Consider the following 26,675-nt stretch of genomic DNA (forward strand, 5'->3'; position numbering starts at 1 on the left):
GCTTCGGGGGCAGTCAGGAGACTTCCAGCATGAGCGACAACGTCGTTCACCTCCATAAAGACCCCAACCCCAACCCCAGCGACGGGCCGGACGGTGGTGGGCCGCTGCGGCTGACCGTGGTGCCCGACCCCGCCCCGGCGCCGCCCGCGCCGCTGTGGGTCCGTTCCGGGCGAGCGGTGAAGCAGGCCGCCACCCACGAGCGCACAACGACCGCCGCCCGCGCGGTCGCCCGGCACGGCCTCTACACGGTGGGCGGGGCCCGGATCGTGGCCCGCCGGGCGTGGGACGCGCGCACGGCGGCCCGCTATGAGCGGATGCTGCGGGCGGCGGAAGCCGCGGGCAACTACGAGGTGGCCGCCGAATGGGAGGAGCGCGGGCAGCGCTTCCGCGACGCCCGGCACCGCCGCCGGATGGACCTGCTCACCGCCCCCGTCGACGCCGCCAAGAGCGCCGCCGTCGGCACCGGCATGGGCATCGGCGCCCTGGTCGCCCTCGGTGTCGTCCTGGCCGTGGCCACCAAGAACCCCGGTGATGTGGTGACGCCGCTGATGGCGGTGGTCGACCTCATCCACCTGCTCATTGTCATCGTGACCGTGGTGTGGGGGCCGGTGGTCACCCTCGGCCCGTTCCTGGCCCTGCTGGGCCTGTGGGCCGTCGGCCGCCACCAGCAGGCCGCCCCGAACTGGGCTCTGCCGGAGCGGGTCCGTAACGGCGACGGGGAGCCGATCACCCCGTCCATCGTCGTCAAGGCCCTGCGGGACCTGGGAGTGCCTGCGCTGCGCAACGCCATCAAGGAGATGGGCGACGCGGGCGCGTCCATGCTCGGTCCGATCACCATCGCCGGGTGCGGTGTGGAAGTCGACGTGCAGCTTCCTTCCGGGGTGTCGACGGATGAGGTGCAGAAGCGGCGGCGCAAGCTCGCGGAGAACCTGACCCGGCACGAGCACGAGGTGTTCATCACCATTCCGCCGGCCGCCCGCACGGTGCGGCTGTGGATCGCCGACAGTGGGGCGCTGGACGAGCCGATCGGCCCGTCCCCGCTGGTCACCGACGACACGATGACCGCCGACTACGCCAAGGGCCGTGCCCCGTGGGGCCAGGACCTGCGCGGCGACGCCGCAGCGCTGAGCCTCTACCAGCGGCACCTGCTCATCACCGGCCTGTCCAACCAGGGCAAGACCGCCGCCCTGCGGGCGCTCGCCCTGTGGCTTTCTCTCGACCGCACGGTTGAGTTCCGCGTTGCCGACCTCAAGGGCGCGGGTGACTGGGCGATGTTCGACGGCCTGGCCACCGTGCTCATCCAGGGCCCGACCGATGAGCACGTGATCGAGGCAACCGAGATGCTGGAAGGCGGTGTGTCCGAGATGGAGCGCCGTCTGCAAGCGCCGCCCGGCACCGCGTTCCCGCCGCTGATCCTGCTGGTCGATGAGGCACAGGTGGCGTTCATGTGCCCGCTGGTCGATGAGGACAAGCGCCCCTACGGCGGCAGCAAGGCCACCTCCCGGTACTTCATGGCGGCCCGGAAGGTTCACAACCAGGGGCGGGCGGTCAACGTGCTGCTGTGGCAGGGCACCCAGGACCCCACCGACCAGAACCTTCCCAAGCTCGTGCGCGAAGGCGCCCACACCCGCGCCTCGCTCGCACTGGGCACGGAGTCGCAGGCCCGCATGGCGCTGGGAGACAAGGCCGTCGACGGCGGGGCCGCGCCGAACCTGCTCCGCCCCGGGCTGGACAAGGGAACCGTGGTCGTCGCCTCCGACGGAATCGAGATCCCCGCCGGCCAGTCCTCGGTCACGGTCCGCACCCACTACATCAGCACCGACGACGCAAAGGAGATCGCCACCCGCGCCAAGGCCCGCCGGGACGGCGTGACCACGCTCCGCGCCATCGACCGGGGCGAGGAGCGTGACCCGCTCGCGGACATCGCGGCGGCGGTTGGGGACGCCCCGCGGGTGCTCACGCAGGACGTGCTCAAGCGGCTGGACGCGCTGAACTCCGACGCCTACGGCGGCTGGTCGTTCGTGGACCTCAAGCGCGTCTTGGAGGGCACCGGAGCCGAGCCCTACAAGTCCGACGGGCGGATGGTCGTCGGCCGCGACCGCGTCGCCCGCGCCCTCGCCAACCGCGACGAAGACGGTTCCGCTTCCGCCGAGAAGTAGAGGGAGCGGAACCCCGCACGGGTCAGGGAGGCAGGGAGAACTCCCTAACCCCCTCCCTGACCCGCATCCCTGGCCCTGACCAGCACAGACGATCGCTCAGGGAGTTAGGGAGGCACCCAGGTCAGACCCCTGAAACACCCTCCACAGGCACCCCCGCAGGGGGTGTCTCCGCCTCCCTGACCACACACCAGAAGGGATTCCGCATGAACCCCGAGCACACCCACCGCCCGCCCGCACTGCGGGCCGTGGAAGTCCACCAACCCACCCCCATCACCCCCGCCCCGGCACCCGTTCTCCCGGTGCAGCCGGGCGTGGTCCCGGCCGTGGCGAGCGTGGTCCTGCCCGACGGCCGCGTCGTCACCGGCTACGCCGTCGAACCCACCCGGCCCGAACCGGCAGCCCCGGCGCCGGCCGTCTCCCGCGCGGCGGTGAACGTCGCCCTCGGCGGCGTCGGCTTCCTCGCGGTCTGCGGCGGGCTGCTGATGCTCACCACCTTCATCACCGCCCTGGCCGCGCTCGTCACCCAGCTCATCACCCTGGCCGCCGTCATCTTCGGCGGCGCCATCGCCGTACGGGTCCTCGGCCCCGGCCGCCACGGCGACGGAACCACGGTCAACATCCGCCGGGCCGTGATCAAGCGCAACCACTTCCACAGCTAGCTACGCCAAGGGCGGCCCCCGCATCTCGCCAAAGAACCGGGGCCGCCCTTGCCAGCCAGAACCCCTCAAGGAACTGGAGACACCCAGCATGACCCAACCTGTTCCCGTCCGGCGAGTACCGGACCACCTGCGAACCGCGCTGCGCCTGGCAGGCAGCGGGCTGCCGGTGCTGCCGCTACGGGCCGGGAAGGTGCCGTTCGGCAACTGCCGCTCCTGCACCGGCAACCGGTGCGGCGGCCGGCCGAACATGAAGACCCCCGGGCCGTGCGCCTGCCCGCGTCCCTGCCACGCTTGGGCCGCCGCCACAACCGACCCCGGCATCCTCACCTCCCGGCCCTGGCAGACGGCATGGGCGGAGGCGGCGGCCGTCGCCTACCACCCCGGCGGAGCCGGGCTCACGGTGCTCGACCTCGACAACGCCGACGCCGTCACCTGGGCCCGCGCCCACCTGCCGCCCACCCGGACCGTGGCCACCACGCGCGGAGAACACTGGATCTACCGGGGCACCCTGCCATCGGCCAACCGCGTCCGGCCCGGCGTGGACCTCAAATCCCGCATGGCCTACGCCCGCTGGCGCGGCCCCGGGCACGGAAGCATCGCGGCACTGCCCACGGCTGTCCGCGCGCTGGCCACCCCCCGCCCCTCGACGGCCCGGCCCGCCCGGGCCGCCGTCGCCGTGGCGGCGCCGGTCGGTGGTGGGCAGTGCCCGCACCGCACACCCACCTACCTGGAACGCGGGATCGGCATGGCAGAGCAGCGCATCACCGAGGCCCGGAGCGCGGTGCACGCCACGGTGTACCGGACGTTCCTGGCCGTGCTGTCCCGGCACGGCCGGTGCGGCTGCCTCACCGACACCCACATCGCCCGACTGTTCACCGCCGCGCAGGCCAAGGGCGAATCGCCCCGGCACTGCGCGGATGCGTGGACCAACGCCCGCACCACGTTGGGACTGTGACCATGTCCGACGACGACAAGACCCCCGCCCGCGAGATCATCACCGACTACGCGCAAGCGCACTTCCGGTACTTCCGCACCGCCGACGGGACCGTCTACGCACAGCGCAACGGGCACCCTGTGGCCCGCCCGATCCGTTCCCAGGGCACGACCGGCAGCCACCGCCAGGAACTCATGGTCGGTCTCTTCCGCGACGGAGTGGGCGTGTTCAACGGCACCGCGATGAAGGAGGCGCTCGACCTGATCGAAGCGTTGGCACTGACCGAGGACGTCCAGCCCGTACACATCCGCGTCGCCCCCGGGTACGACGGGGCCACGTGGCTGGACCTGGGCCGCAGCGACGGGCAGTCCGTGCGTATCCACCCCACCGGATGGGACATCCACACCCCGGACCCGCAGGAAGTCTGCTGGCGTCGCACCCAGCTCACCGGGGAACTGCCCCTGCCGGCCAAGGACACCAACGGCAAGGGCATCGATCTGCTGATGCGGCTGTGCAACTTCGCCACAGCGGAGACCGAGTGCCTGGCCATCGCCTGGCTCATCGGCTGCCTCGGGCCGACGGTCCCCGTCCCGGCGCCGTTCCTCACCGGCCCGCAGGGTGCGGGCAAGTCCACCGGTGGGCGGATGCTGGTGCGGATCATCGAGGGCATGACCGGGGATCTGCGCCGGGCGCCGAAGGATGAGGAGAACCTGATCACGGCGGTGGCGGCCGGATGGGTCACGGCCCTGGACAACCTGAGCCACATGACCCCGGAGCTGTCGGATGCGATGTGCTGCATCGTGACCGGGGCGGAGAACGTCAAGCGCGCGCTGTTCACCGACGGGGACGTCTTCCGCATCGGCTACCGCCGCCCGCTGCTCCTGACCGGAATCGACGTCGGAGTGATCCGACCCGACCTCGCCGAACGGCTCCTGCCGCTCCGCCTGGAACGCCCTCGGGTCCGGCGCACCGAGGCGGAACTGTGGTCGGACTTCGCAGAGGTGCTGCCCGTCATCCTCGGCTCGCTCCTGGACCTCACCGTGCAGGTGCGGGCAGCGGAGGCGGACATCCCGACGGACCTGCGCATGGCCGACTTCGCGCACCTGTGCGCGCAGCTCGACGCCGCAACCGGCCTGGGAGCTCTCGCCGCCTACCGGGCCAGCCTGGACGACCTCAACGACGACGTCATTGAGGGCGACCTGTTGGCGCAGACCGTGCTCAAGCACGCCGCCGGCATCGAGCCGGGGACCGAGCAGCGCATGACGTCCGCCGAATGGCTGCACTGCCTCACGGGCCTTTACACGGGCGAGGAGTGCCGTCCCCTGCCCAAAGGGTGGCCGACCACCGGCAAGGTGCTCTCCGACCGCCTCAAGCGCCTACAGCCCACCCTCGCCGCCCGGGGCGTCCTCATCGACTGGGGACGCACCAAGGCATCCCGCTATATCGAGATCGCGCGGCCGGCCGCCGCGCCGCTGGCGTCCGAGCAGGAAGCGGCCTTCTGACCGCGCGGCACCACGCCGGACAAGCAAGAGGAGCACCACCGGCCAGGCGTGCTCCTCTTGCTGTTCGGCGGCGGCGCCGCCCTGTGGTGGTCGCGCCGCGAAGCGGCTCCTTCTTCACGCTCTGAGCCGCGCACCACGACAGAAACCACCCCCTCTTTGTCCTAAGTAGAGAGGCGCTGCGTCACCTGCGTCACCCACGCCCCGAAAACGGCCGGTGACCTGCCGAAAGCCGGGTGACGCAGAAAGCCGATTCCTGCGTCACCCCGCGTCACCTGCGTCACCTGCGTCACCCAATGACGGAGGACCGCGTCACCGGTGACGCACCCTGCGGACTCTGCGTCACCTTAAATCCGCTGGTCAGAGGCATGGATGACGCAGGTGACGCGGGTGACGCAGAAATCCGCACCTCGGACAGAAGCCGGGACCCCAGACGCCCATGGAGGCAGAAGTGAGCCCCACCCTGCCCACCACCCACCAGGCATTGACCGTGCCGGAAGTCATGGCGGCACTGCGACTGAGCCGCTTCAAGGTCTACGACCTCATCCGTTCCAAACAGCTCCCGAGTTTCACCATCGGTCGGTCCCGCCGGATTCCCGCCGATGCGCTCCACACCTTCATGCAGAACCAACTAGGGGAGGCCGCCTGATGGCCAAGCGCGCCAACGGCGAAGGCAGTATCACCATCCGCAAAGACGGCACGTACCACGGCCGCGTGTACGTGACCACGACCAGCGGCATCCGCAAGCGGGTCTCCGTCTACGGCAAGACGCGAGACGAGGTGCGCGAGAAGATCACCGAACTCCAGTCACAGGAGAACAAGGGCATCCCTGTGCCGGACACGAACATGAGGCTTGAGGAGTACCTGACCTACTGGCTTGCCACCGTGGTCAAGGTCCACCGGCGGCCGAAGACCTACCAGGGCTACGAGAGCGTCGTGCGGGTCCACCTCGTGCCCGGGCTGGGACGGAAAAAGATCCGCACCTTGCGGGCCGCCGAGGTGCGGACGTGGCTCGCTCGTCTCGCGGCCGAGTGCCAGTGCTGCAAGCACGGATGGGACAAGGAACGACCGGAGCCGCAGTGCTGCGCGGCTGGGGAGTGCTGCATGACCCTGCTGTCCCGCCGCATGGTGCAGTCCATTCACGCCGTCCTGCGGAACGCGCTGCAGAACGCCGTCCGGGAAGAGCTGATCGTGCGGAACGTCGCCCAGCTCGTACAGGTCCCCACACCGTCGTACGACACCGGGAAGGGACTCAGCGTGGCGGACGCCCGGCTGCTGCTCCGAGAGTCGGTAGAGGACCGGTTGCACGCCCTCTACGTGCTCGCCCTGGTCCTGGGGATGCGTCGGGGTGAGCTGCTGGGGCTCCGCTGGGATGCGGTGGACTTCGACCGCGAGACGCTGACCATCGAGCGCGCGCTACAGCGCGTCGGCGGGGAGCTCCGGTTGGTCCGGCCCAAGACCCTGGCGTCGGTCCGTACGGTCCCTCTCCCGCCGCTCGTCGTGAAGGCGCTGGGAGAGCACTGCGAGCGTCAAGCGCAGGAGCGGGCGGCGGCCGGCATGGGATGGAAGGAACACGGACTGATCTTCACGTCCCGTATCGGCACACCGCTGGAGCCGGACAACCTCCGACGGAGCTGGGACCCGCTCCGGAAGCGGCTGGGGCTGGAGATCAGGTTTCACGACCTGCGGCACTCGGCTGTCTCGCTGCTGCTCGACCTGGGGGTGCCGCCGCACATCGTCCGGCAGATCGTCGGACACAGCGACATCGGCGTGACGATGAAGGTCTACGCCCATGCCTCACTCGACGAGCAGCGGAAGGCTCTCCGGAAGCTTGGGGACACCCTGTCCTGAGAGCCGTTGGCGTACGGGTTGGCGTACGCGACACGAAAGAACCCCTCCCCGATTGCTTCGGGGAGGGGTTCAAGCCCTGGTGAGGGCGGTGGTGGCTGGGGCCGGGGTCGAACCGGCGACCTTCCGCTTTTCAGGCGGACGCTCGTACCAACTGAGCTACCCAGCCACGCAACCTCGCGGTTGCAGCGGTCCTGACGGGATTTGAACCCGCGGCCTCCACCTTGACAGGGTGGCGAGCACTCCAAACTGCTCCACAGGACCAAGCTCGTGCGAGCACTGGCGGCGTTCTCCAGTCTCGCACATGGTGATGCGTGCCCCCAACGGGATTCGAACCCGTGCTACCGCCTTGAAAGGGCGGCGTCCTGGGCCACTAGACGATGAGGGCTGAATGGCCCGCCTGCAGCGCCTTCCGGCACCGTCGGGGACGTGAGAAGCATATGGGATGCGGGGAGGGATCGCCAAAACGGTTTGCTGTGCCCTCGCGGGCGGGGCGTCACGGCGTCCGGCGGGCGGGTGGGGAAGCCGTACCGGAGCCCGGTCCGGCGGACGGAGGCGACGGCGACGAAGGCGAGGACGACGAAGGCGAGGACGACGGCGAGGCCCCCTCACCCGGAGTCTTCTCGTCCGGCAGCCTGCGGCTCACCTCGGCCGTCGACAGGCCGAGACCACCGAGCGTGATCTCGTCCCACGCCTGCAGCTCCCGGCTCTCCCGGTCCAGGTAGAGCACGGAGGCCTGGACATCGGCGGGCTCGTCGCCCTCCACCGCGCGGAGCCCGTCGCCGCCGGTCGAACCCTGGACCATCAGCCGTGTCCCGCCGTCCAGCTCATGCGTCTTGCGGTTGTGGGTGTGCCCGGCCAGGACCAGCGGGACGGCCCCCGCCGTCTCGCGGGCCGCCATCGGGTTGTGCGCCACCGCGATGTCGACCGGGTGCCCCTGGGCCCGCTGCCGGTTCATCGCCGCCGCCAGCCTGCGGCCCGCCGCCCGCTCCGAGTCGTCGCCGACCGGCTGCACCGAGCGGTCCGGGGTGAACTGCGGGTCGCCGATGCCCGCGATCCGCAGACCGGAGACGCTGACGGACTTGCCGTCGTCGAGGACCCGGACGTTCTCGAGGTCCTTGAGGTACTCCTGCGTCGCCGCCGAGTCGTGATTGCCCCGCACCCAGATGTAGGGGGCGCCCAGATCGCTGATCGGGTCGAGGAAGCCGTTCTCGGCCGTGGTGCCGTGGTCCATGGTGTCGCCCGAGTCGATGATCACGTCGATGTCGTACTGCTTGACCAGCGACTCGATGATGTGCCAGGCCGCCGGGTTGAGATGGATGTCCGAGACGTGCAGCACGCGCATGGTCGTCGGGTCCGGCTGGTACGTGGGCAGGTTCGCCGTGGCGTCGTAGAGCTGGGTGACGTTGGTGACGAGACGGGCCAGCTCCTGCTGGTAGATGTCGAAGTCGCTGACGATGCTGCGGGCGTTGCCCACCACGCTGGGCGCGCTGCTCAGCAGCCCGGAGAACTTCGGCTCCAGGACGGACTTCGGATTCCAGGTGGCGTACGCGGCGGCGCCCGACGCGACCAGCAGCGCCAGCGCCAGACCGCCCGCCGCCAGCGCGCGCCGCGGGCGCCGGTAGACGGCCAGGCCGAGCAGCGTGGCACCGGACACCACGGCGACGACCGACCGAACGCCCAGGTCGATGGTGCCGGCGGCCACGTCGTCGGCGATCTCCTCCTGCAGTCCGGCGATCCGCTCCGGGTGGTTGACCAGGGCCTGGGAGCGCTCGGGGTTCAGCTGGTCGACGTCCACGTCGAGGCGGAGGGGCGCGTGGTGGCTGTCGAGTTCGAGGGCGCCGAGCGGAGACACGTTGATCTTCGTGCCGCCCGAGACCGACGGGCGCAGCGCCATCTTGGTGTCCATGGGCCCCACCGGCGTCTGCACGCTGCCGACCACCAGCAGGCCCAGCCACGCGCCGATCAGTACGACGGACACCAGTCCGATGGCACGGGCGTACGGACGCGGTGTGTGGCCGAGCGGGCGCACCGCCGGCGCCTTCGAGGGGAGACCGCCGCTCCGGCCCGGGAGGGAGGGCAGACGGAAGCGGCGGCGGAGTGGTTCGCGTGCCATTGCTGCCGTATGCCCTTCCGCGGTGATCGCTATGCGAGGAAGTCAACCGGCGCGGACGCCGGTTCGTTCCCCCGCCCGCCGCTCCCGGCGGCGTCACCGGCCGCCGTTCCCGGCCGCGCGGCGGCGGGGGGAGCCGGGCGTGGCGCAGAATGGCGGCGTGCTGGAGATGACGCGTGAGGAGTTCGAGGAACTGGTCGCCGAGGCGCTGGACCGCATCCCGCCCGAGCTGACGCGGCTCATGGACAACGTGGCGGTGTTCGTCGAGGACGAGCCGCCCGCCGAGGACCCGGAACTCCTCGGCATCTATGAGGGGACTCCGCTGACGGAGCGGGGCGAGTGGTACGCGGGCGTGCTGCCGGACCGGATCACCATCTACCGGGGGCCGACGCTCCGGATGTGCGGGAGCCGGGAGGAGGTCGTCGAGGAGACCGAGGTGACGGTCGTCCACGAGATCGCCCACCACTTCGGCATCGACGACGAGCGGCTGCACGCCCTGGGCTACGGATGAGCGGGAAGGGCGCGGAGCCGGACGGTCCGGCCGGCGCGCCGGGAGAGCGGGGCGGGCGGGGCCGGGCGGAGCCCCCGCCGTCGTCCGGGGAGCCGGCCGGCGCCGGAGGCGCGGCGGGCGCGCGTTCCGCCGGACCGGGATGCGACACGGGTCCGGCGGCCGGCGCCGCCCCGGCGGGCGCCACGGCCGCGGGCCGGGCACCACAGGCGGTCGACCCCGACGTCGATCTGCACGTCCCCGGGCAGCGGTCCGAGGCCACCGGCCGCGCGCTGTGGGGAACCCTCGCCGTCGTCTCCGCGGGCGGCGCGCTCGGCGCCTGCGCCCGGTACGGGCTGACGCTCGCCTGGCCCGCGCCACCCGGCGCGGCTCCGTGGGCGGTCCTCGCGGTCAACGCGTCGGGCAGCGCGCTGATCGGAGTGCTGATGGTGCTGGTGAGCGAGCGGCCGGACACCTCCCCGCATCCGCTGCTGCGCCCCTTCCTCGGCACCGGTGTGCTCGGTGGCTTCACCACCTTCTCGACGTACGCGGCCGATGTGACGGGGCTCCTGACCCGTGGCGAGACCCCGGTGGCACTGGCCTACGCGGCGGGGACGCTCGCCGCCGCACTGGCCGGTGTGTGGGCGGCGGCCGTGCTGACCCGGCGAGCCGTGGGCCTGCGCGGCGGGAGGGCGGCAGCGGATACGGCGGGGGCCGGCGCGGGGACGGCGTCGGGGGCGGGGACGTCGGCCGGGGCGGGGACGGAGGCGCAGGCACGGTGAACTGGCTGCTGGTCGCGCTGGGCGCCGCCGTGGGCGCCCCGCTCCGCTATCTCACCGATCGCGCGGTCCAGGCACGGCACGACTCGGTGTTCCCCTGGGGCACGGTCGCTGTCAATGTGGCGGGCAGCCTGCTGCTCGGGCTGCTCACCGGGGCCGTCGCCGCCGGAACGGCCACCGGCCCGTGGCGGCTGCTGCTGGCGACGGGGCTGTGCGGGGCGCTCACCACCTACTCCACGTTCTCGTACGAGACGCTGCGACTGGCCGAGCGGGGGCGCGGCGGGCTCGCGGCGGCCAATGTCTGCCTGTCGCTGGTGGGCGGGCTGGGGGCGTTCGCCCTGGGCGCGGGGCTGACCGGGGGGCTCGTTCAGGGCTGAGCCCGGGTTACGGCGGTGCGCCCGGTGAGAGGGGTGCAGCCGGTGTGGGGGTACGCCCGGGGAGCCGGTGCGCCCGGGAAGCCGGTGTGTCGGGTGCGAGGCGTGCGCCCGGTGCGAGGGAGGCGGATCCGGCCGGCACCGGACCGCTCACGGCGCCGGAACGCCCGGCGAAGGCGGTGCGGGTGCCGGCTCCGGTGAGAGGCCCGTCGCCGAAGCCGCTCCCCCGGGCTCGGGCTTCGGCTCCTCGCCCGTCGGCGCCGGGCCGGGGCTCGACGGCTCCGGCTCCGGCTTCGGTTCCGGCTCGGGTTCCGGGGACGGCGGCTCCGGCGCCGGACGGGCCGGGGTCCCGTCCCCGTCCGGCTGCCGCGGCGCGCGCGGGGCGGGCTGGTCCCCCTCGCGGCCGCCACCCACGTCCGGGGCGGAGCCGGAGGCGGTTCCGGAGTCCGCGCCCGGGCGGCCGGGAGCCGCGTCGGCACCGGCGTCGGCGTCGTTACGGGAACGCGGGCGGCCGGACCCCGGATCATCGTCCTCACCGCGGCCCCCGCCCCGCCCGCGGTCCGCCTTGCCATGCCGCTTCCGGGCCTCCGTCCCGCCCTCCGCGCCGTGCGGCTGCTCCACGCCCTCGCCGTCCGCGGAGCGGCGACCGCCGCTCCCCTCCCCGTCCTCCCGCCCGGCCGAACCGGCGGGCTTCGGCGGGTCCGTCCTGTCGCTCACGCTCATGCACGCGGTCGCGGTGGCCAGAGCGAGGGCGACGGCGGCCAGGCGAAGGGCGGCGCGGAAGCCCGCGCGGCCCCGCGTACGGACCCCGGCCCCGGTCCCGTTTCCGGATCCAGCGCCAGCGCCGGTCCCAGCCACGGTCCTGCTTCCACTCCCAGCCGCGGCCCCGGTCCCAGCCGCGGCCCCGGTCCCAATCCGTGGCCCGGGCGCGGCCCCGGCTCCCGCTCCGGCCGTCGGCCGGGGAAGGTCCGGGGCCGGCGCCTCGTCCAACGCCTTCTCCACGGCCGGGCCCCCGCCCCCGGCTCCGGTGCCCGCCGAGGGCCGGGCGGGCCGGTGGGGCGGCCTGCGCGCCCCACCGGCCGGGACCGCCACGGGCACGGCTTCGGCAGGCGGTCCGGCGGCCGGGGCGGGGGCGGGGACGCGGACGGGGAACGGGCGCACAGGCGGGCACCTCCGGAAGACGGGGCGGGCAGGCCGGTCTGCTCAACTCCGCCCGCACCGCCCAGGACACGGACAACGCGGGACAACCACGCCGTCGGGCCGGGGGGCCCGCGCACCGCCTTGTCCGGTACACCGGAGATCCGGTTGCCCCGCTCGTCCGGTACGCTGGGTGGAGCGCGGTTCAGACCGCGACGACGACCCCGCGACTGACCACCACACCCCCCCCGGGATCCCCCGCCGGAGCCGATTTGCGCTTCGGGGTCCCGGGTGCGTATGGTGACAGATCGTTTGATCCCATTTGCCCGGCGCTACCGTGTCTCCTCGAAGACCGAGGTGATGAACGCGCCGCGTGGCGCGTTCCTGTACCGAACCGTGGCTGACCGCATAGAGGCGGGCGTATGCATACACGGAGTTTGGGCGCGTGCCGAGACTCCGGAAGGTTTTGCATTTCGCATGTCCATTTCTGCCACTGACCGCGCCGTCATGCCCGAGGACGCGGAGATCACCGTTCTCGCCGGTACCGAGCTCGACGAGCCCACCGCCACCGCGGACGCCGTCACCGCCACCGCGGTCCCCGACGCCGCCACGGCCGATGAGACCCCGGAGACCCCCGGTGTCACCTTCGGCGACCTCGGTCTGGCCGAGGCGATCGTCCGCAAGCTCTCCCAGAACGGCGTCGTCACCCCGTTCCCGATCCAGGCCGCGACCATCCCGGACGCGCTGGCGGGCAAGGACATCCTCGGCCGCGGCCGCACGGGCTCCGGCAAGACCCTCTCCTTCGGTCTGCCGCTGCTGACCCGTCTCGCCGAGGGCCGCACCGAGAAGAAGCGCCCCCGCGGCCTGATCCTCACCCCCACCCGCGAGCTGGCGATGCAGGTCGCCGACGCCCTCCAGCCCTACGGTGACGTCCTCGGCCTGAAGATGAAGGTCGTCTGCGGCGGCACCTCCATGGGCAACCAGATCTACGCCCTGGAGCGCGGCGTCGACATCCTCGTCGCCACCCCCGGCCGGCTCCGCGACCTCATCGACCGGGGCGCCGCGACGCTCGACAAGGTCGAGGTCGCTGTCCTCGACGAGGCCGACCAGATGGCCGACATGGGCTTCCTGCCCGAGGTCACCGAGATCCTCGACCTCGTGCCCGCCGGCGGACAGCGGCTGCTGTTCTCCGCGACGCTGGAGAACGAGATCGACACCCTCGTCAAGCGCTACCTGGTCGACCCGGTGACGCACGAGGTCGACGCGGCGCAGGGCGCGGTCACCACGATGAGCCACCACGTGCTCGTCGTGAAGCCGAAGGACAAGGCGCCGGTCACGGCCGCCATCGCCGCCCGCAAGGGCCGCACGATCATCTTCGTCCGGACCCAGATGGGCGCCGACCGTGTCGCCGAGCAGCTCCTCGACACCGGGGTGCGCGCGGACGCGCTGCACGGCGGTATGACGCAGGGCGCCCGGACCCGGACGCTGGCCGACTTCAAGGACGGTCACGTCAACTGCCTCGTCGCCACGGACGTCGCGGCGCGCGGCATCCACGTCGACGACATCGACCTGGTCCTGAACGTGGACCCGGCCGGTGACCACAAGGACTACCTGCACCGCTCCGGCCGTACGGCCCGCGCGGGCCGCAGCGGCACCGTCGTCTCCCTCGCGCTGCCGCACCAGCGCAAGCAGATCTTCCGGCTGATGGAGGACGCGGGCGTCGACGCCTCGCGCCACATCGTCGGCGGCGCCGGCGCGTTCGACGAGGACGTCGCCCGGATCACCGGCGCCCGTTCGCTGACCGAGGTGCAGGCCGAGTCGGCCGGCAACGCCGCGAAGCAGGCCGAGCGCGAGGTCCAGGACCTCACCCGGCAGCTTGAGCGGGCACAGCGCCGCGCGGCCGAACTCCGCTCGGAAGCCGACCGGTTGGTGGCGCGGGCCGCGCGCGAGCGGGGCGAGGACCCGGAGGCGGCCGTCGCGGCCGCGGCCGAGGCCACGGTCGCCGCCGCCGCGGCGGAAGCCGCCGAGGAGGAGTCGCGGGCCGCCGCGTCCGTACCGGCGCAGTCCGCGCCCGCGGGCGAGCGCCGTGACGACCGGGGCAACTTCGACCGCCGTGACCGTCGTGACGACCGCTCCGGTGGCTACGGCGACCGCGGCGGCTACGGCCGCGAGCGCCGTGAGGAGCGTTCCTCCGGTGGCTTCAACCGTGACCGCGGTGACCGTCGCGACGACCGCTCCGGCGGCTACAGCGGCGGCTACCGCCGCGACGACCGCCCGAGCGGTGGCTTCAACCGTGACCGCCGTGACGACCGTCCCAGCGGTGGCTACAGCCGTGACCGCCGTGACGACCGTCCCAGCGGTGGCTACAGCCGTGACCGTCGCGACGACCGTCCCAGTGGTGGCTACGGCGCCGGCCGCTCCGGCGGTGGCTACAGCCGTGACCGCCGTGACGACCGTCCGGTCGGCGGCTACGGTCGCGACCGTCGCGACGACCGCGGTGGCTTCGGCGGAGCCCGTCCGCACGAGCGCCGCGACGACCGCCCCGGGTTCAGCCACCGAGGCGGCGACCGCCCGCACAACCGCGACCGCCGTGACGACCGTCCCTTCAGCCGTGACGACCGTCCGGCCCGCCGCGACGACCACCGCGGCAGCAGCAACACCACCGGCGGCCGTCCGTTCGACCGCCGTGCCGACAAGCCGCGCTGGAAGCGCAACGGCTGACGGCGTCTGACCGAACACCCGTGCCCCCGGGGCCCGTACGGCAGTGCGTACGGGCCCCGGGGCCGTTTCCGGGCCCGCGCCACCGTGTCCGGTTCGCGCCGAGGGCCGGGCGTCCGCCGTCACCGGAGCCGCCGGGGGCGAACAGGGGTATACCCGATCGGCTCGCGGCCCGCGGAGGGCTATGCTCGGGGGAGCACGACCACGGGCCGTTAGCTCAATTGGCAGAGCAGTGGACTTTTAATCCATTGGTTGTGGGTTCGAGTCCCACACGGCCTACCACGGAGGCCCGGACCGGCGTCAGCGCCCGGTCCGGGCCTCACGGCGTTCCGGGGCCGCGTGCCGTCACGGCCGCGGGCCGTGCCGTTGGCCGGGGTTCCGGTGGGCCGCCCGGTCCGCTGCCCTGCTGCCCGTCGGTCCCGGGCAAAGCGATGAGCCGTCCCGCCACGGGACAGCGGCAGTGCCGGGCGCCGACGGCAGCGCGGCGGCGCGTACCGAGGAGAAGACGCGCGGAGCCGGGAGAAGGGGGACCAATGGGCCCCCTCCCGGGCCGACCGGTCCCTGCCGTCCGCGGGCCGCTGCGGCGATGGTGGGTGGTGCGGGTCCTGCTGTGGGGGCGGGACACATTGGGGTAGCCGGACGTGCGGTCGGGCGGCCGGGCACGGATACGACCGTGCCGGTGCCGTGCGCACCGTACGTCCGGCAGGTTTCCGGACCGGCCCGTGGGGACGGGTACGCGTCACGGCTCGACGACGGGGACGGCGGGTGGGACCGCCGTCCCCGTCGTCATGCCGTGTGCGTCGCGGTCATCTCCACCGCCGTACAGGCTGAGTCCCGCACGACCGGCACCTCCGCTGTCTTCCGTGCCGCGCTCAGTGCGCCGTCCAGCCGCCGTCCACCGGGAGAACCGCGCCGGTCAGATAGGAGGCGTCCGGGCCGGCCAGCAGCAGTGCGGCGCCGACCAGTTCGGAAGGGTCCGCCCAGCGGCCGGCGGGCACTTGGTGGCCGAGGAAATCGCGCACCCGGGGATCGTTCTCCGCGTCTTCGTTCATCGGAGTGCGGAACGGCCCGGGCGCCAGCGCGTTGACGCCGATTCCGGTACCGGCGAGCTCCACGGCGAGGCTCCGGGTGAACTGCACCACCGCCCCTTTGCTCGCCGCGTAGCCGCTGCGGTCCGCGGCCCCGACCAGGCCCAGCGCGCTGGCGAGGGTGACGATCCGGCCGTACCCGGCGGCGCGCATGACCGGTACGGCCGCGCGGCAGGCCAGGAACGTACCCACCACATTGACCTCCAGGCACTGCCGGAACGCGGCCACGTCGAGGTCGGTGAGGGCGCCGCGGGCCTGCACGCCCGCGCTGGTCACCAGGATGTCGAGGCGGCCGTGGCGCGCGGTGGTCCCCTCGACCAGCCGCTGGACGGACTCCTCGTCCCGGACGTCGCACGCGAGGCCCACGGCCGGCCGGCCGCAGTCCTCGGTGATCTCCTCCGCGGCCGACCGGCAGGCGCCGGGGCTCCGGCTCGCGACGACGAGCGAGCAGCCCGCCCGGGCCAGGCCCCGGGCGATCGCCAGCCCCAGTCCGGCTGTCCCTCCGGTGACCAGTGCGACCTGTCCGGACAGGTCCCGGCCCCGGCCTCCTCCTCCCTGGGCACCGGGGAGGGGACGGCTCTCCGGTTTCGTCGTGCCCGCAGGTGTTGCCCCCGCTGTTGCCCCGGTCGTCGTCCCGTGCGTCGTGCCTGTCGTCGTTCCGGGCGGCGTGCCCGGTGCTGCCGCTGCCGTCATGGATGGGCCCCCTCCCCTCGTCCGTGCGCCGGGAGAGGCTTCCCACCGTCCCGGCCGCCTCTTCGGTGCCGTGGCTCCGGCGGTCCGGCCCGGCTGCCGTCGTCCCGGTCTCGCGATCGTCACCCCGGCGGAAAGCCCCGCCCGCCGGGCGCCGGGCCGTTCGCCCGCTTCCGGGTTGACCTTTACGCTACGTCAAGTTCTACGGTCGTGAGCACTGGGCGAGAGACGCCCGGGGACGTGGAAACAGCAAGGGGGAGCCGCGGTGGAGTGGTCGATCCAGGACATCGCGCGCCGTGCGGGGACGACCAGCCGGACGCTGCGCCACTACGACGACATCGGGCTGTTGCCGCCCAGCCGGATCGGCGGCAACGGCTACCGCTATTACGACCAGGCCGCCCTCATCCGGCTCCAGCGGATTCTGCTGCTGCGCGAGCTGGGCCTCGGGCTGCCCGCCATCACCGAAGTACTGGCCGGGCAGCGGGACGAGACCGCGGCGCTCCGTACGCATCTGCGGCTGCTGGAGCACGAGCGGGAGCGGATCGGGCGGCAGATCGAGTCGGTGCGGACCACCTTGCGCAAGACGGAGGAGGGCGAACAGCTCATGGCCGATGAGATATTGGACGGTTTCGACCACAGCCGCCACAAGGAGGAGGTGATCGAGCGCTGGGGGCGCGAGGCCTATGACCGTTCCGACCGCTGGTGGCGCTCGCTCGGCGACGAGGACAAACAGTCCTTCCAGCAGCGAGAGCTGGACATCGCCCGCGACTACGGCGACGCCGCGCGTGCCGGCGCCTCTCCGGACGGCGAGGAGGCGCAGGCGATCACCCGGCGCCACTACACCTGGCTGTCGGATGCCGCGCCCGATCCCTCCAAGGGCTACTTCATCGGGCTGGCCGAGATGTACGTGGCCGATCCGCGGTTCGCCGCGCACTACGACCGGCATGGTGAGGGGGTCGCGGAGTTCGTCCGGGACGCCATGAAGGTCTATGCCGAGCGGCATCTGGGCGACTGACGGTGCCGGCGGGGCGGGAGACGGTGCCCGGGGTGCCCGGGGTGCCCGGGGTGCCCGGTGGTCCGGGGTCTCCGGCCGGTGTCGCGCTCCGCCCGCCTCACGGATCATCCCGACTGCCCGGACCACTCCCGGACTTCCGGACCGGTCCGGGGCCGGGTGCCGGGTCGGGGACGGGAGGGGCTGCTGCGGCGCTCAGAAGCCTCCGCCGCCGCCGAAGTCCCCTCCGCCACCGAATCCGCCGCCGTCGAAGCCTCCTCCGCCGAAGTCCCCGGGATTGAAGTCGGAGCCGGTGTACTCGCCGCCCTCGGCGCCGGCCCCGTAGTCTCCGCCGCCGTAGTCGCCGTAGGCCCCATGGGCGTAGGGGGCGAACATCATGTTGCCGAGCATGGTGCCGACCAGCAGTCCGGGCAGCATTCCGCCGCCGAAGTAGCCTCCGGCCCAGGGCGCGTAGGCGGGCCCGGCCTCCCAGTACGGCCTGCGGCCGGAGGCCGTCTCGACGGTGCGGGCCATCGGCTCGTGGCCGTCGGCGATCCGGGCGGCATCGGCGGCGCACACCGGGACGGTGCGCGCCGTTCCGCCCTCGGGTGCCCACTCGGCGTCCTCGGTGGACGGGCCGTGGCGGGGGTCGAAGAAGCAGGGGGGCCGGCGCTCGGGCAGCGGAGTGCCGGCGCGGCGGGCCTCCAGGGTGGCCAGCGAGAAGCGGCCGTCCTCCAGGGCCTCGGTGACATGGCGGACGTCACCGGGGTGGTGGGCGCGGGCCATCGCGGCCTTCGCGTTCTCGTAGGAGTCCAGCGCGTGGGAGAAGTCGCGGCGCATGGCGTCGTCCGTCTTCGGCGCGGAGGGGTTGAAGTCGAGCCGGTCCAGTTCTTCGCCGAAGGCGGTGATGTCCTCGTCCACCAGGGGCCGTACGGTCTCCAGTTCGGCCTTCTCGCGCTCCGCCCGGCGGGCGCGGTTGCGCCGGGAGACGGTGAGGGCCGCCAGGACGGCCACCAGTACCAGGGCGCCGACGGTGACCAGAGTGACGACACCGGCGACGGTGTTCGTCCCGCCGCCACCGTCACCGCCGCCGTTCCAGGAGTCGGGTGCGGAGCCGTTCGCCTGCTGGACCGCCTGGCCGACGAAGTCGTCGAGCAGGGCGGCGGTGTCGGTGCCGTGTTCCCGTTCGACGGCACCGGTCAGATTGCCCACGGCGTTCTGCGACATCACCCGGCTGTCTGCGCCCGCGTCGAAGCCGTCGCCGAGGGTGACGGCATAGACGCCGCTGACGCCGACCCGGGTTCTCAGGTCCTGGAGCAGGGTGGCCGGGTCGAACTCCCCGGCCTCCGGCAGGACGGCGACGAAGACGGGCTTGCCGGCGTTCTCGATGGTGTCGGCCAGTGACTCGGCCTCGGAGCCGGAGAGCCGGTCGGAGGCCCGTGGGTCCACGTACACCGGGCCGTCCCGCAGGGCTTCCGCGGCGCCGTCGAGTCCGTCGGCCGCCCGGGCGCCCGGAGCGAGGAGCCCGGCTGCGACCAGGAGGGCCGCTAGCAGGGCGAGCACCGGTCCGAGCACGGCATTGCGCGATGTGCTCCTCATATCTTCGAAGCTACACGAATGGGGGCAAGAAGCACCGGGTCCGGAGTCACCGGACACCGTCCGCGGTCATCGGCAGCCCGCGCGGCCCCCTCGGCCACCGCCCGCGTCACTGACCCCCGCCGTTCCGCGGCCGCCGCCCGTGCCGCTGCCCGGACCGTCACCCGTTAGGGGGAAGCGGAGTCGCCCTCCGCCCCGGGACGGCTCAGGGTGGCAGGGGGCGCGGTGTCGTTCCGTAACCGGACGGGCCGGGACCTGGGCAGGAGATCACTGGTGGTGCAGCGAGGACAGCTGTGCGGCAGGGGCGACGGCGGGACACGCTTCCGCGGTGCCCCGTTCCCCTGCTGGATCCCGGGCCTCCTGATCGTCGGCGGCCTGGTCTTCGGTCTGCTGGCACCGCCGAAGCTGACCGGCTCGCCGTTCTTCGCCGCCGCTCCGATGGTCGCCGCGGCGCTCTACACCGGCCCCGCGACGATCCTGACGGCCGTCGCGTCCAGCCTGGCGATGGTCGGCATCGCTCTCCTGCACGGCACGGCCGGGCAGTTCCAGTCACTGCTCGACACCGCCACGGTGGTCACCGTGGCCGGCCTCGCCGTCTTCATCAACCGCGTGGTGCGCCACGGCCACCGCGCGCTCGCCTCCGTCCGGAACGTCGCGGAGGCCGCCCAGCGGGCCGTACTGCCCACGCCCTCCGGCCGTATCGGCGGCCTGCGCGTCGCCGCCCGCTACGAGGCGGCGCAGGCGGACGCGGGGATCGGCGGCGATCTGTACGCGGTCCAGTCCACCCCGTACGGGGTGCGGCTCATCGTCGGCGACGTGCGCGGCAAGGGCATGGGGGCGGTGGGCGCCGTCGCGGTCGTCCTCGGGGCGTTCCGCGAAGCGGCCGAGGAGGAGCCGGAGCTGACCGGCATCGCGGAGCGGCTGGAGGGCGCGCTCGTGCGGGAGGCGAAGCGCAGGGAAGGGCTGGAGGAGATCGAGGGGTTCACCACGGCCGTGCTCGCCGAGATCCCCGGCGACGGTGCGGCCGGCACCGGCCCGGGGGAACCCGGGGTCCCCGGCGCCGGCACCGCCGGAGCGTCGCCACCGCGGAGGCTGCGGCTGCTCAACCGCGGTCATCCGGCCCCGCTGATGCTCACCGGGGACGGCGTCGTGTGCGCCGTGGAGCCGGAAGTGCCCGCCGTGCCGCTCGGGCTGGCCTGGCTGCGGACCGATCCGGACCGGGTGGAGGAGATCGTGTTCCCGCGCGGGAGCACCCTCCTGCTCTTCACCGACGGCGTCACGGAGGCCCGCGACCGCGCCGGTGACTTCTACGATCCCCGAATCCGGTTGTTCGGGCGGGACTTCAGCGGCCCGGAGGAACTGCTGGACATGCTCGTCGCGGACGTGACCCTGCACACCGGCGGCGGCGCCCACGACGACATGGCGCTCCTCGCGGTCACGGACATCCCGGAACGCCGCTCGTGACCGTCCGGCCGCGGACTCCCGCCGTCCGCGGCAACACTGCGTGACGGCCGGTGTCCCCGCGATAACAAGTGATGCACGATCAGCGGAAACAGGTTTCCCGGCCCCCGGTCAACTCGCCCTGCTCTGGCGGCCGATGTCCGTTTCATCCGCGCGGTCATTACCAAAAGATCAGCCGGAACGGCTTGGAATACCGGGGCCCGTCAATTAACGTTCGATAACGCAGCGCGGTCGTCCCAGCCGCCACCGAAGGTGGCGCCGCGCGCAATCGCCGAATCCCGCATGCGCGGAACAGCACCACCTGCACCAAGGGAACCGGGGAACCAATCCTTGGGGTGAATCGGGCCCCTCCGCCAGGAGGGAACCGTAGGAGACCTTCCTGCTCCGAACCCGTCAGCTAACCCGGTAGGCGAGAAGGAAGGAAAGGAGTGCGCCTCCGTGGCGTCCAGCAGCCCTGCCACCGAAACGTGGGCCGGCCCGTCCACCTCCGGACCCCACTTCGACGGAGAGCCGCCCGTCGGTGAGTGGAATCCCACCGCCGAATCCACCACCCCGGTACGGGGCCGGCACCGCGTCGTCAAGCAGCGCGGCGGAGGCATGGCCCGGAGCGGCGCCGTCCTGGGTGTCGGTGTGATCGCGGCTGTCGGCGCCGGCGGCATGGCCACGGCCAAGGACCGTCCCCCGGCCCCCATCTCGCTTCCCGACCTCTCCCCGGTGACGGACAAGCTGCCCGCCATCGACTCCCTGGTCGGCGATTCCAACGACGTGTCCGCCACCGCGAGCCGCGCCCCGCTGTCGCAGGCCGGACTCACCACGGACGAGATCGCCCAGGGCGCCGACGCCGGAGAGGCCCTGCGGGCCCGCATCATGCGCCAGGCGGAGCAGCAGCAGAGCGTTGCCGAGACGACCGAGCGGCTGGCCGCCGAGCAGGCCGCCCGCGAGAAGGCCGCCGAGGACGCCGCCGCCAAGAAGGCCGAGGCGGAGGCCGAGAAGAAGAAGGCCGCCGAGGAGGCCGAGCGCAAGGCCGCCGAGGAGGCCGCGCGGAAGGCGGAGGAGGAGCGGCTGGCCAAGCTGGCCGCGAGCTACGCCCTCCCGCTCTCCTCGTACACCCTCACCTCCAGCTTCGGCGAGTCCGGCTCCATGTGGTCCAGCAGCCACACCGGCCAGGACTTCGCCGCCCCGACCGGCACCCCCGTCAAGGCGGTGCACGGCGGCACGATCACCGAGGCGGGCTGGGCCGGTTCGTACGGCTACCGCATCATCCTCACCCTCGATGACGGCACGGAGATCTGGTACTGCCACCTCTCCTCGATGACCGTCACCTCCGGCGAGGTCACCACCGGCGACACGATCGGCCGGGTCGGCTCCACCGGCAACTCCTCCGGTCCGCACCTCCACCTGGAGGTCCGGCCCGGCGGCGGTGACCCGGTCAACCCCGCGGTCTGGCTCCGCGACCACGGCAAGACCATCTGACACCGGGAATCCTCCGGACCCTCCGGGGACCGACGCCCGGGACGGCTTCCTGTGACGGCCGGAAGCGGAGGGCGCGCTCCACGCGCCCTCCGGCCTCCGGGTGTTACCCCGTGTCCCAGTTCGGCGTATGCCCCGCCGGTCCGGTGTAAACCCCCGGATCCGTCGATCCTCGCGCGCCGGCTGATCCGGCCGGCCTCTCACCTCAGCGGCCTCCCACTCCCGGCCTCATCACCTCGCGAGGCTCCCCCGCGAGGCCACACCCCGGCCCCCCGCGCGACGCGCGAACCCCGACTCCGGCAGCCCTGGTGCGTCCCCCCGACGCCAGGGCTGCCGGCCTGTACGGCACCGGCCCGCCCGGCCCCCGCCCCCGGTCCACCACCCCGACCGTCCGCCCCGACCGTCCGCCCCGGGTCCGCCCGCCCGGGGCGTGAATCGCGCGGCGACGGGAACCTGCAAGCACGGATGAGCCCGGGGCGCCGCCCCGGGCCGGAGCCGAGCGGAAGGTGTGGGGATGGCGGCGGACTACCCCTTGGACGCGCAAGCGGGAACGGGCACGGTCACCACGGCCGTGCCCGCCCGGCTGGACAGACTGCCCTGGTCGCGCTGGCACTGGACCATCGTGATCGGCCTCGGCACCGTGTGGATCCTCGACGGCCTGGAGGTCACCGTCGTCGGGAACATCGCGGGCCGGCTCTCGGAGGAGGGCAGCGGTCTGCCCATCAGCTCCGCCCAGGTCACCGGTGTGGCCGCGGCGCTCTACGTGGCCGGGGCCTGCCTGGGTGCGCTCTTCTTCGGCCGGCTCACCGACCGCTACGGCCGCAAGAAGCTCTTCATCATCACCCTGGCCGTCTATCTGGGCGCCACCGCGCTGACCGCCGTCTCCTTTTCCAGCTGGTGGTTCTTCCTCTTCCGCTTCCTCACCGGCTTCGGCATCGGCGGTGAGTACGCGGCCATCAACTCGGCCATCGACGAGCTGATCCCCTCCCTCTACCGGGGCCGGGTCGACCTCATCATCAACGGCAGCTTCTGGCTGGGCGCGGTCGGCGGCTCCCTGCTGTCCATCGTCATGCTGGACACCGACATCTTCCCCAAGGACCTCGGCTGGCGGCTGACGTTCGGGCTGGGCGTCGTCTTCGGACTGGTGATCCTCCTGGTCCGCAGACATGTACCGGAGAGTCCGCGCTGGCTCTTCATCCACGGCCGCGGCGACGAGGCGGACGCCCTGGTCCGCGAGGCGGAGGAGCAGATCACCGCCGAGAAGGGCGAGGAACTCCCGGAGCCGGCCGGTGAGATCACCATCCACCAGCGCAAGAGCATCGGCTTCGGCCTGATCGCCCGCACCGTCTTCTCGCACTACCGCAGGCGCGCGGTCCTCGGCTTCTCCCTCTTCATCGGCCAGGCCTTCCTCTACAACGCCATCACCTTCGGCTTCGGCGCGATCCTCACCACCTTCTACGACGTGGGGACCGGCTCCACCGGCTACTTCTTCGCGGTGATCGCGCTGGGCAACTTCTTCGGGCCGCTGCTGCTCGGCAAGCTCTTCGACACCGTGGGCCGCAAGATCATGATCTCCGGCACCTACATCCTCTCCGGTGTGCTGCTCTTCATCACCGCCTGGCTCTTCGACGGCGGCCATCTGACGGCCAGGACCCTCACCGCCTGCTGGTGCGTGGTGCTCTTCTTCGCCTCGGCCGGCGCGAGTTCCGCGTATCTCACGGTCAGCGAGGTCTTCCCGATGGAGACCCGGGCGATGGCGATCGCCTTCTTCTACGCGATCGGCACCGCCGCGGGCGGCATCAGCGGCCCGCTGGTCTTCGCCAAGCTCACCGAATCGGGCGTCGTCGGCGACACCGTGCTGGCCTTCCAGATCGGCGCCGGGCTGATGACCGTGGCCGGTCTGGTGGCCGCCGTGCTGGCCGTACCGGCGGAGCGGCGCTCGCTGGAGGACATCGCCACGCCGCTCTCCCAGCGGACCGGCGCGGTGAGCGGAGCTGCCGGCGGCCCGGCGCCCGGCTCGGCGAGCTGAGCCGGGGGCGGGGCGGGCCCGTACCGGATCGGTGAAGCAGTGAGCCGAGGGGCGATGGCCGCCGGTCAGTGACCGCGGGACCCGGGGCCGTACGAGCCGTGACCATACGGTGCGTACGGCCCCGGCTGCTGCTGCTGCGGCTGTTGGGCCTGCGGCCACGGCCCCGTCGGGGGGTTCGGCTGGTGCCCCGGCTGCGGCCCTGTCCACGGCCCCGGCTGATACGGCACCCCCGCCCCGTACGCCCCTTGCCCGTACGCCCCCTGCCCGTACGGCTGCCACCGCGGCGGCGCCACCGGTGCCGTGACCGCCGCGGCGTGCAGCAGTGCCGGCCGCGCCAGGGACTTGCGCTGCCACAGATGGTGCAGCAGCTCCTGCTCGCGGGCGGCGAAGTCCGCGCCCGCCGCGCCCTGGTGGGCCCGCCGCCGCAGGAAGGCCAGGGCCGTCGCGAAGGACTGGTACTCGGAGACCGCGCGGGCGGCCGGGACCCCGTGCGCACGCCGCGCCAGACGCCGGGCGATCGCCCGGGCCCGCATCGACGCCAGTGCGTACGGCTCGGCCGGCGCGAGCCAGCCCGCGGCGACGTATGCGGGCAGGTACTCCCGGACGGCCCGCAGTTCGCCCGCCCGGGAGCGGATCACCACGGTGGTCAGCACCGCGAACAGCGGCACCATGAACAGGGCGTAGACGGCGATGAAGCCGTGGCCTCCCAGGGACGCCGAGCCGTTCCAGACGCTGTGCAGGCCCATGGCCGTGGCCAGCCCGGAGAGCGGTAGCAGCACCCGCCCGGCGCGTGCCCGCGGCGTGACCTGGGCTACGAGCCCGAAGCCGATCCCCGTCAGCGCCGTGAACAGCGGATGCGCGAACGGCGACAGCAGGATGCGGACGATGAAGGTCTGCGCGGTCACGGAGCCGATCCCCGAGGTGCCGAGCGCCTCGTCCTCGCCGAAGGCGGTGCCGAGGAAGAGAATGTTCTCCGTGAAGGCGAAGCCGGTGGCCGTGATCCCCGCTATCACCACACCGTCGACGATCCCGTTGAAGTGCCGCCGCCGGAAGACGAACAACAGCAGCAGCGCGGCGGCCTTGGCGCTCTCCTCCACCACGGGTGCGACGACCGCCGCCCCCCAGGTGTCCGCCTCACCGGCCGAGGAGACCCCGCCCCGCGCGACGATCCACCGCACCGCGAGCCCGTTGGCCAGAATCGCCACCAGTGTGGCGGCACACGCTCCCCAGGCGAACGCGAAGGCCAGATTCCGCCAGGGCTCGGGCTCCACCCGGTCCAGCCAGCAGAACGCCGCCACCAGCAGCGGCACGGGGAGCACGGCGAGGCCGAGACCGACCACGAAGCCCCGGGTGCCGGTCTGCTGCCGGACCAGCGCCAGGATCACCAGCCCGCACAGCGCCAGCAGCAGGACGAGCGCGCCGACGCGCACCGCTCTGCTCTCCCAGAGCGCGCGGCGCGGCCGGTAGCGCCACTGCGCGCGATCGGGCACGGCGTCGAACCGGGGACGCGGCTGGTACTCCGGCACCGGCGGCTGCGGGGGGCCGGGCCGCTGCGGGGGTGGGGACGGGTGCATCCACCGACCCTAACGAGACGGCGCCCGCGGCGCGTCGGCCTTCGGTCAGCGGCGCCGGCACCGGCGTGGCTCGGCGACGGCTCGGCGACGGCTCGGCGACGGCTCAGCGGTGGTTCAGCGGCGGCGGAACAGGAGGTCGTGGACGCGGTGCCCCTTCTCCAGGCCGGCGCTCTCGAACTTGGTCATCGGACGGAACGCGGGCCGCGGGGCGTAGCCGCCGTCGGACCGGGTGTTCTCCAGCTCGGGGCAGGCGGTCAGCACCTCCAGCATCTGCTCGGCGTACGGCTCCCAGTCGGTCGCGCAGTGGAACAGCGCGCCCGGCCGCAGCCGTTCGGCGGCCAGCGTGACGAACTCCGGCTGGATCAGCCGGCGCTTGTGGTGCCGCTTCTTGTGCCAGGGGTCGGGGAAGAAGACCCGCAGACCCGCCAGCGCGCCCGGCTCGATCATCTCGCGCAGCAGAATGATCGCGTCGCCGTTGGCCACCCGGACGTTCGTCAGCCCCTCGCGCTCGGCGAGGGCCAGCAGATTGCCCTGGCCGGGGGTGTGCACATCCGCGGCGAGGATCCCGGTGCCCGGGTCGTCGGCGGCCATCCGCGCCGTGGCCTCGCCCATGCCGAAGCCGATCTCCAGCACGACGGGCAGGCCGCCGAACAGGGCGTCGAGATCGAGCGTGGACCGGCCGTCGATGTCCAGGCCCCATGACGGCCAGAGCCGGCGCAGTGCCTCGCCCTGCCCGGCCGTCACCCGCCCGCGGCGCGGCCGGAAGCTCCGGATCCGGCGCTCGTGGTGCGAGCCCGCCGGATCGGCCGCGGGGCCCTCGGGGAACAGCAGCCTCCGCTCGGCGCGGTCCGCCCCCCGCGGGGCGGCCTCGGCGCGGCTGGCGCCGCGTGCCTCGGGCACCGGCGGGGACGTGGGGTTACGGGAATCGGACACAATGCCTCCGATCCTACGGCGCCCCGCAGCCGCTCCGGCCCGGGCCGGAACCCCGGGCGGCCGGGGACCGGGGCCAAGGCGGCCGGGGTCCGGGCCCGGAGCGGCCGGAGGAGCGGGCGGGCCCTACGGAGGAGCG

Annotated in this window: 19 protein-coding genes, 4 tRNA genes and 1 riboswitch; of the genes, 15 read left to right on the forward strand and 8 right to left on the reverse strand. The window is 73.1% G+C overall.

Going from position 1 to position 26,675, the window contains the following annotated elements; genetic code table 11:
- Positions 1 to 29: 29 nt before the first annotated feature.
- The 6 genes from IF83_RS0124545 (at position 30) to IF83_RS0124570 (ending at position 7,102) form a co-directional block, all read left to right on the forward strand.
- Entirely contained in the window at positions 30 to 2,159 is a 2,130-nt protein-coding gene (locus IF83_RS0124545; protein ID WP_030547696.1) for a cell division protein FtsK, read from the forward strand.
- Between the two features lie 203 nt (positions 2,160 to 2,362).
- On the forward strand, positions 2,363 to 2,818 hold the full coding sequence (locus tag IF83_RS0124550; RefSeq protein ID WP_030547698.1) for a hypothetical protein: 456 nt from the start codon (positions 2,363 to 2,365) through the stop codon (positions 2,816 to 2,818).
- Between the two features lie 88 nt (positions 2,819 to 2,906).
- A complete protein-coding gene (locus tag IF83_RS0124555; protein WP_030547700.1) occupies positions 2,907 to 3,773 on the forward strand; it encodes a bifunctional DNA primase/polymerase in 867 nt (288 codons plus the stop codon).
- Between the two features lie 2 nt (positions 3,774 to 3,775).
- Entirely contained in the window at positions 3,776 to 5,254 is a 1,479-nt protein-coding gene (locus IF83_RS0124560) for a hypothetical protein (protein ID WP_030547702.1), read from the forward strand.
- Between the two features lie 448 nt (positions 5,255 to 5,702).
- Positions 5,703 to 5,900 carry a helix-turn-helix domain-containing protein gene (locus IF83_RS0124565; protein WP_030547703.1) on the forward strand — a complete coding sequence of 66 codons (198 nt, stop codon included), beginning with the start codon at positions 5,703 to 5,705 and terminating at the stop codon, positions 5,898 to 5,900.
- Positions 5,900 to 7,102 carry a site-specific integrase gene (locus IF83_RS0124570; RefSeq protein ID WP_030547704.1) on the forward strand — a complete coding sequence of 401 codons (1,203 nt, stop codon included), beginning with the start codon at positions 5,900 to 5,902 and terminating at the stop codon, positions 7,100 to 7,102. Before IF83_RS0124565 ends, IF83_RS0124570 begins: the two co-directional genes overlap by 1 nt.
- 89 nt (positions 7,103 to 7,191) lie before the next feature.
- On the opposite strand, the gene IF83_RS0124575 is transcribed toward IF83_RS0124570, so the two are convergent.
- The 4 genes from IF83_RS0124575 to IF83_RS0124590 all read right to left on the reverse strand — a co-directional run bounded on the left by IF83_RS0124575 (position 7,192) and on the right by IF83_RS0124590 (position 9,215).
- A tRNA-Phe gene (locus IF83_RS0124575) sits at positions 7,192 to 7,268 on the reverse strand.
- Positions 7,269 to 7,288: 20 nt separating this feature from the next.
- A tRNA-Asp gene (locus IF83_RS0124580) sits at positions 7,289 to 7,363 on the reverse strand.
- Positions 7,364 to 7,414: 51 nt separating this feature from the next.
- Positions 7,415 to 7,487, reverse strand: a tRNA-Glu gene (locus IF83_RS0124585).
- Positions 7,488 to 7,595: 108 nt separating this feature from the next.
- Positions 7,596 to 9,215 carry a metallophosphoesterase family protein gene (locus IF83_RS0124590; protein WP_030547705.1) on the reverse strand — a complete coding sequence of 540 codons (1,620 nt, stop codon included), beginning with the start codon at positions 9,213 to 9,215 and terminating at the stop codon, positions 7,596 to 7,598.
- Between the two features lie 157 nt (positions 9,216 to 9,372).
- Here IF83_RS0124590 and IF83_RS0124595 point away from each other — a divergent pair, with 157 nt between their 5' ends.
- The 5 genes from IF83_RS0124595 (at position 9,373) to IF83_RS0124620 (ending at position 14,989) form a co-directional block, all read left to right on the forward strand.
- The gene (locus IF83_RS0124595) at positions 9,373 to 9,723 is read left to right on the forward strand and encodes a metallopeptidase family protein (RefSeq protein WP_030547706.1); all 351 of its coding nucleotides are present in this window, start codon (positions 9,373 to 9,375) and stop codon (positions 9,721 to 9,723) included.
- A 227-nt stretch (positions 9,724 to 9,950) separates the two neighbouring features.
- On the forward strand, positions 9,951 to 10,481 hold the full coding sequence (locus tag IF83_RS0124600) for a fluoride efflux transporter FluC (RefSeq protein WP_051723323.1): 531 nt from the start codon (positions 9,951 to 9,953) through the stop codon (positions 10,479 to 10,481).
- A complete protein-coding gene (gene crcB, locus IF83_RS0124605; RefSeq protein WP_030547708.1) occupies positions 10,478 to 10,855 on the forward strand; it encodes a fluoride efflux transporter CrcB in 378 nt (125 codons plus the stop codon). The genes IF83_RS0124600 and crcB overlap by 4 nt, the downstream gene beginning before the upstream one ends.
- 1,611 nt (positions 10,856 to 12,466) lie before the next feature.
- A complete protein-coding gene (locus IF83_RS31370) occupies positions 12,467 to 14,710 on the forward strand; it encodes a DEAD/DEAH box helicase (RefSeq protein WP_030547712.1) in 2,244 nt (747 codons plus the stop codon).
- A 203-nt stretch (positions 14,711 to 14,913) separates the two neighbouring features.
- Positions 14,914 to 14,989: transfer RNA gene (locus IF83_RS0124620), tRNA-Lys, on the forward strand.
- Positions 14,990 to 15,579: 590 nt separating this feature from the next.
- On the opposite strand, the gene IF83_RS0124625 is transcribed toward IF83_RS0124620, so the two are convergent.
- Complete coding sequence (locus IF83_RS0124625) at positions 15,580 to 16,488, reverse strand: SDR family NAD(P)-dependent oxidoreductase (RefSeq protein WP_078843825.1); 909 nt, start codon at positions 16,486 to 16,488, stop codon at positions 15,580 to 15,582.
- 262 nt (positions 16,489 to 16,750) lie between these two features.
- Between IF83_RS0124625 and IF83_RS0124630 the strand changes: the two genes are divergently transcribed.
- Complete coding sequence (locus tag IF83_RS0124630; RefSeq protein ID WP_030547716.1) at positions 16,751 to 17,500, forward strand: MerR family transcriptional regulator; 750 nt, start codon at positions 16,751 to 16,753, stop codon at positions 17,498 to 17,500.
- A gap of 192 nt (positions 17,501 to 17,692) precedes the next feature.
- Here the strand turns inward: IF83_RS0124630 and IF83_RS0124635 are convergent, their stop codons facing one another.
- Positions 17,693 to 19,075 (reverse strand): hypothetical protein, encoded by a 1,383-nt coding sequence (locus IF83_RS0124635; protein ID WP_030547718.1) that lies wholly within the window; start codon positions 19,073 to 19,075, stop codon positions 17,693 to 17,695.
- A 270-nt stretch (positions 19,076 to 19,345) separates the two neighbouring features.
- Between IF83_RS0124635 and IF83_RS0124640 the strand changes: the two genes are divergently transcribed.
- The 3 genes from IF83_RS0124640 to IF83_RS0124650 all read left to right on the forward strand — a co-directional run bounded on the left by IF83_RS0124640 (position 19,346) and on the right by IF83_RS0124650 (position 24,032).
- On the forward strand, positions 19,346 to 20,536 hold the full coding sequence (locus tag IF83_RS0124640; RefSeq protein ID WP_347877124.1) for a PP2C family protein-serine/threonine phosphatase: 1,191 nt from the start codon (positions 19,346 to 19,348) through the stop codon (positions 20,534 to 20,536).
- 256 nt (positions 20,537 to 20,792) lie between these two features.
- Positions 20,793 to 20,959, forward strand: a riboswitch (cyclic di-AMP (ydaO/yuaA leader).
- Positions 20,960 to 20,971: 12 nt separating this feature from the next.
- Positions 20,972 to 22,006, forward strand: a complete 1,035-nt coding sequence (locus tag IF83_RS0124645; RefSeq protein ID WP_030547722.1) for a M23 family metallopeptidase — start codon at positions 20,972 to 20,974, stop codon at positions 22,004 to 22,006.
- A 511-nt stretch (positions 22,007 to 22,517) separates the two neighbouring features.
- A complete protein-coding gene (locus tag IF83_RS0124650) occupies positions 22,518 to 24,032 on the forward strand; it encodes an MFS transporter (protein WP_051723317.1) in 1,515 nt (504 codons plus the stop codon).
- A 65-nt stretch (positions 24,033 to 24,097) separates the two neighbouring features.
- Here the strand turns inward: IF83_RS0124650 and IF83_RS0124655 are convergent, their stop codons facing one another.
- Positions 24,098 to 25,606 (reverse strand): PrsW family intramembrane metalloprotease, encoded by a 1,509-nt coding sequence (locus IF83_RS0124655; protein WP_078843826.1) that lies wholly within the window; start codon positions 25,604 to 25,606, stop codon positions 24,098 to 24,100.
- A gap of 114 nt (positions 25,607 to 25,720) precedes the next feature.
- Positions 25,721 to 26,539: a tRNA (guanosine(46)-N7)-methyltransferase TrmB gene (gene trmB / locus IF83_RS0124660; RefSeq protein WP_394297372.1), complete on the reverse strand. Its 819-nt coding sequence runs from the start codon at positions 26,537 to 26,539 to the stop codon at positions 25,721 to 25,723.
- Positions 26,540 to 26,675 lie beyond the last annotated feature (136 nt).

Origin of the sequence: Streptomyces albus subsp. albus (genome assembly GCF_000719865.1) — a bacterium.
In the GTDB taxonomy this organism is placed as follows: domain Bacteria; phylum Actinomycetota; class Actinomycetes; order Streptomycetales; family Streptomycetaceae; genus Streptomyces; species Streptomyces albus_E.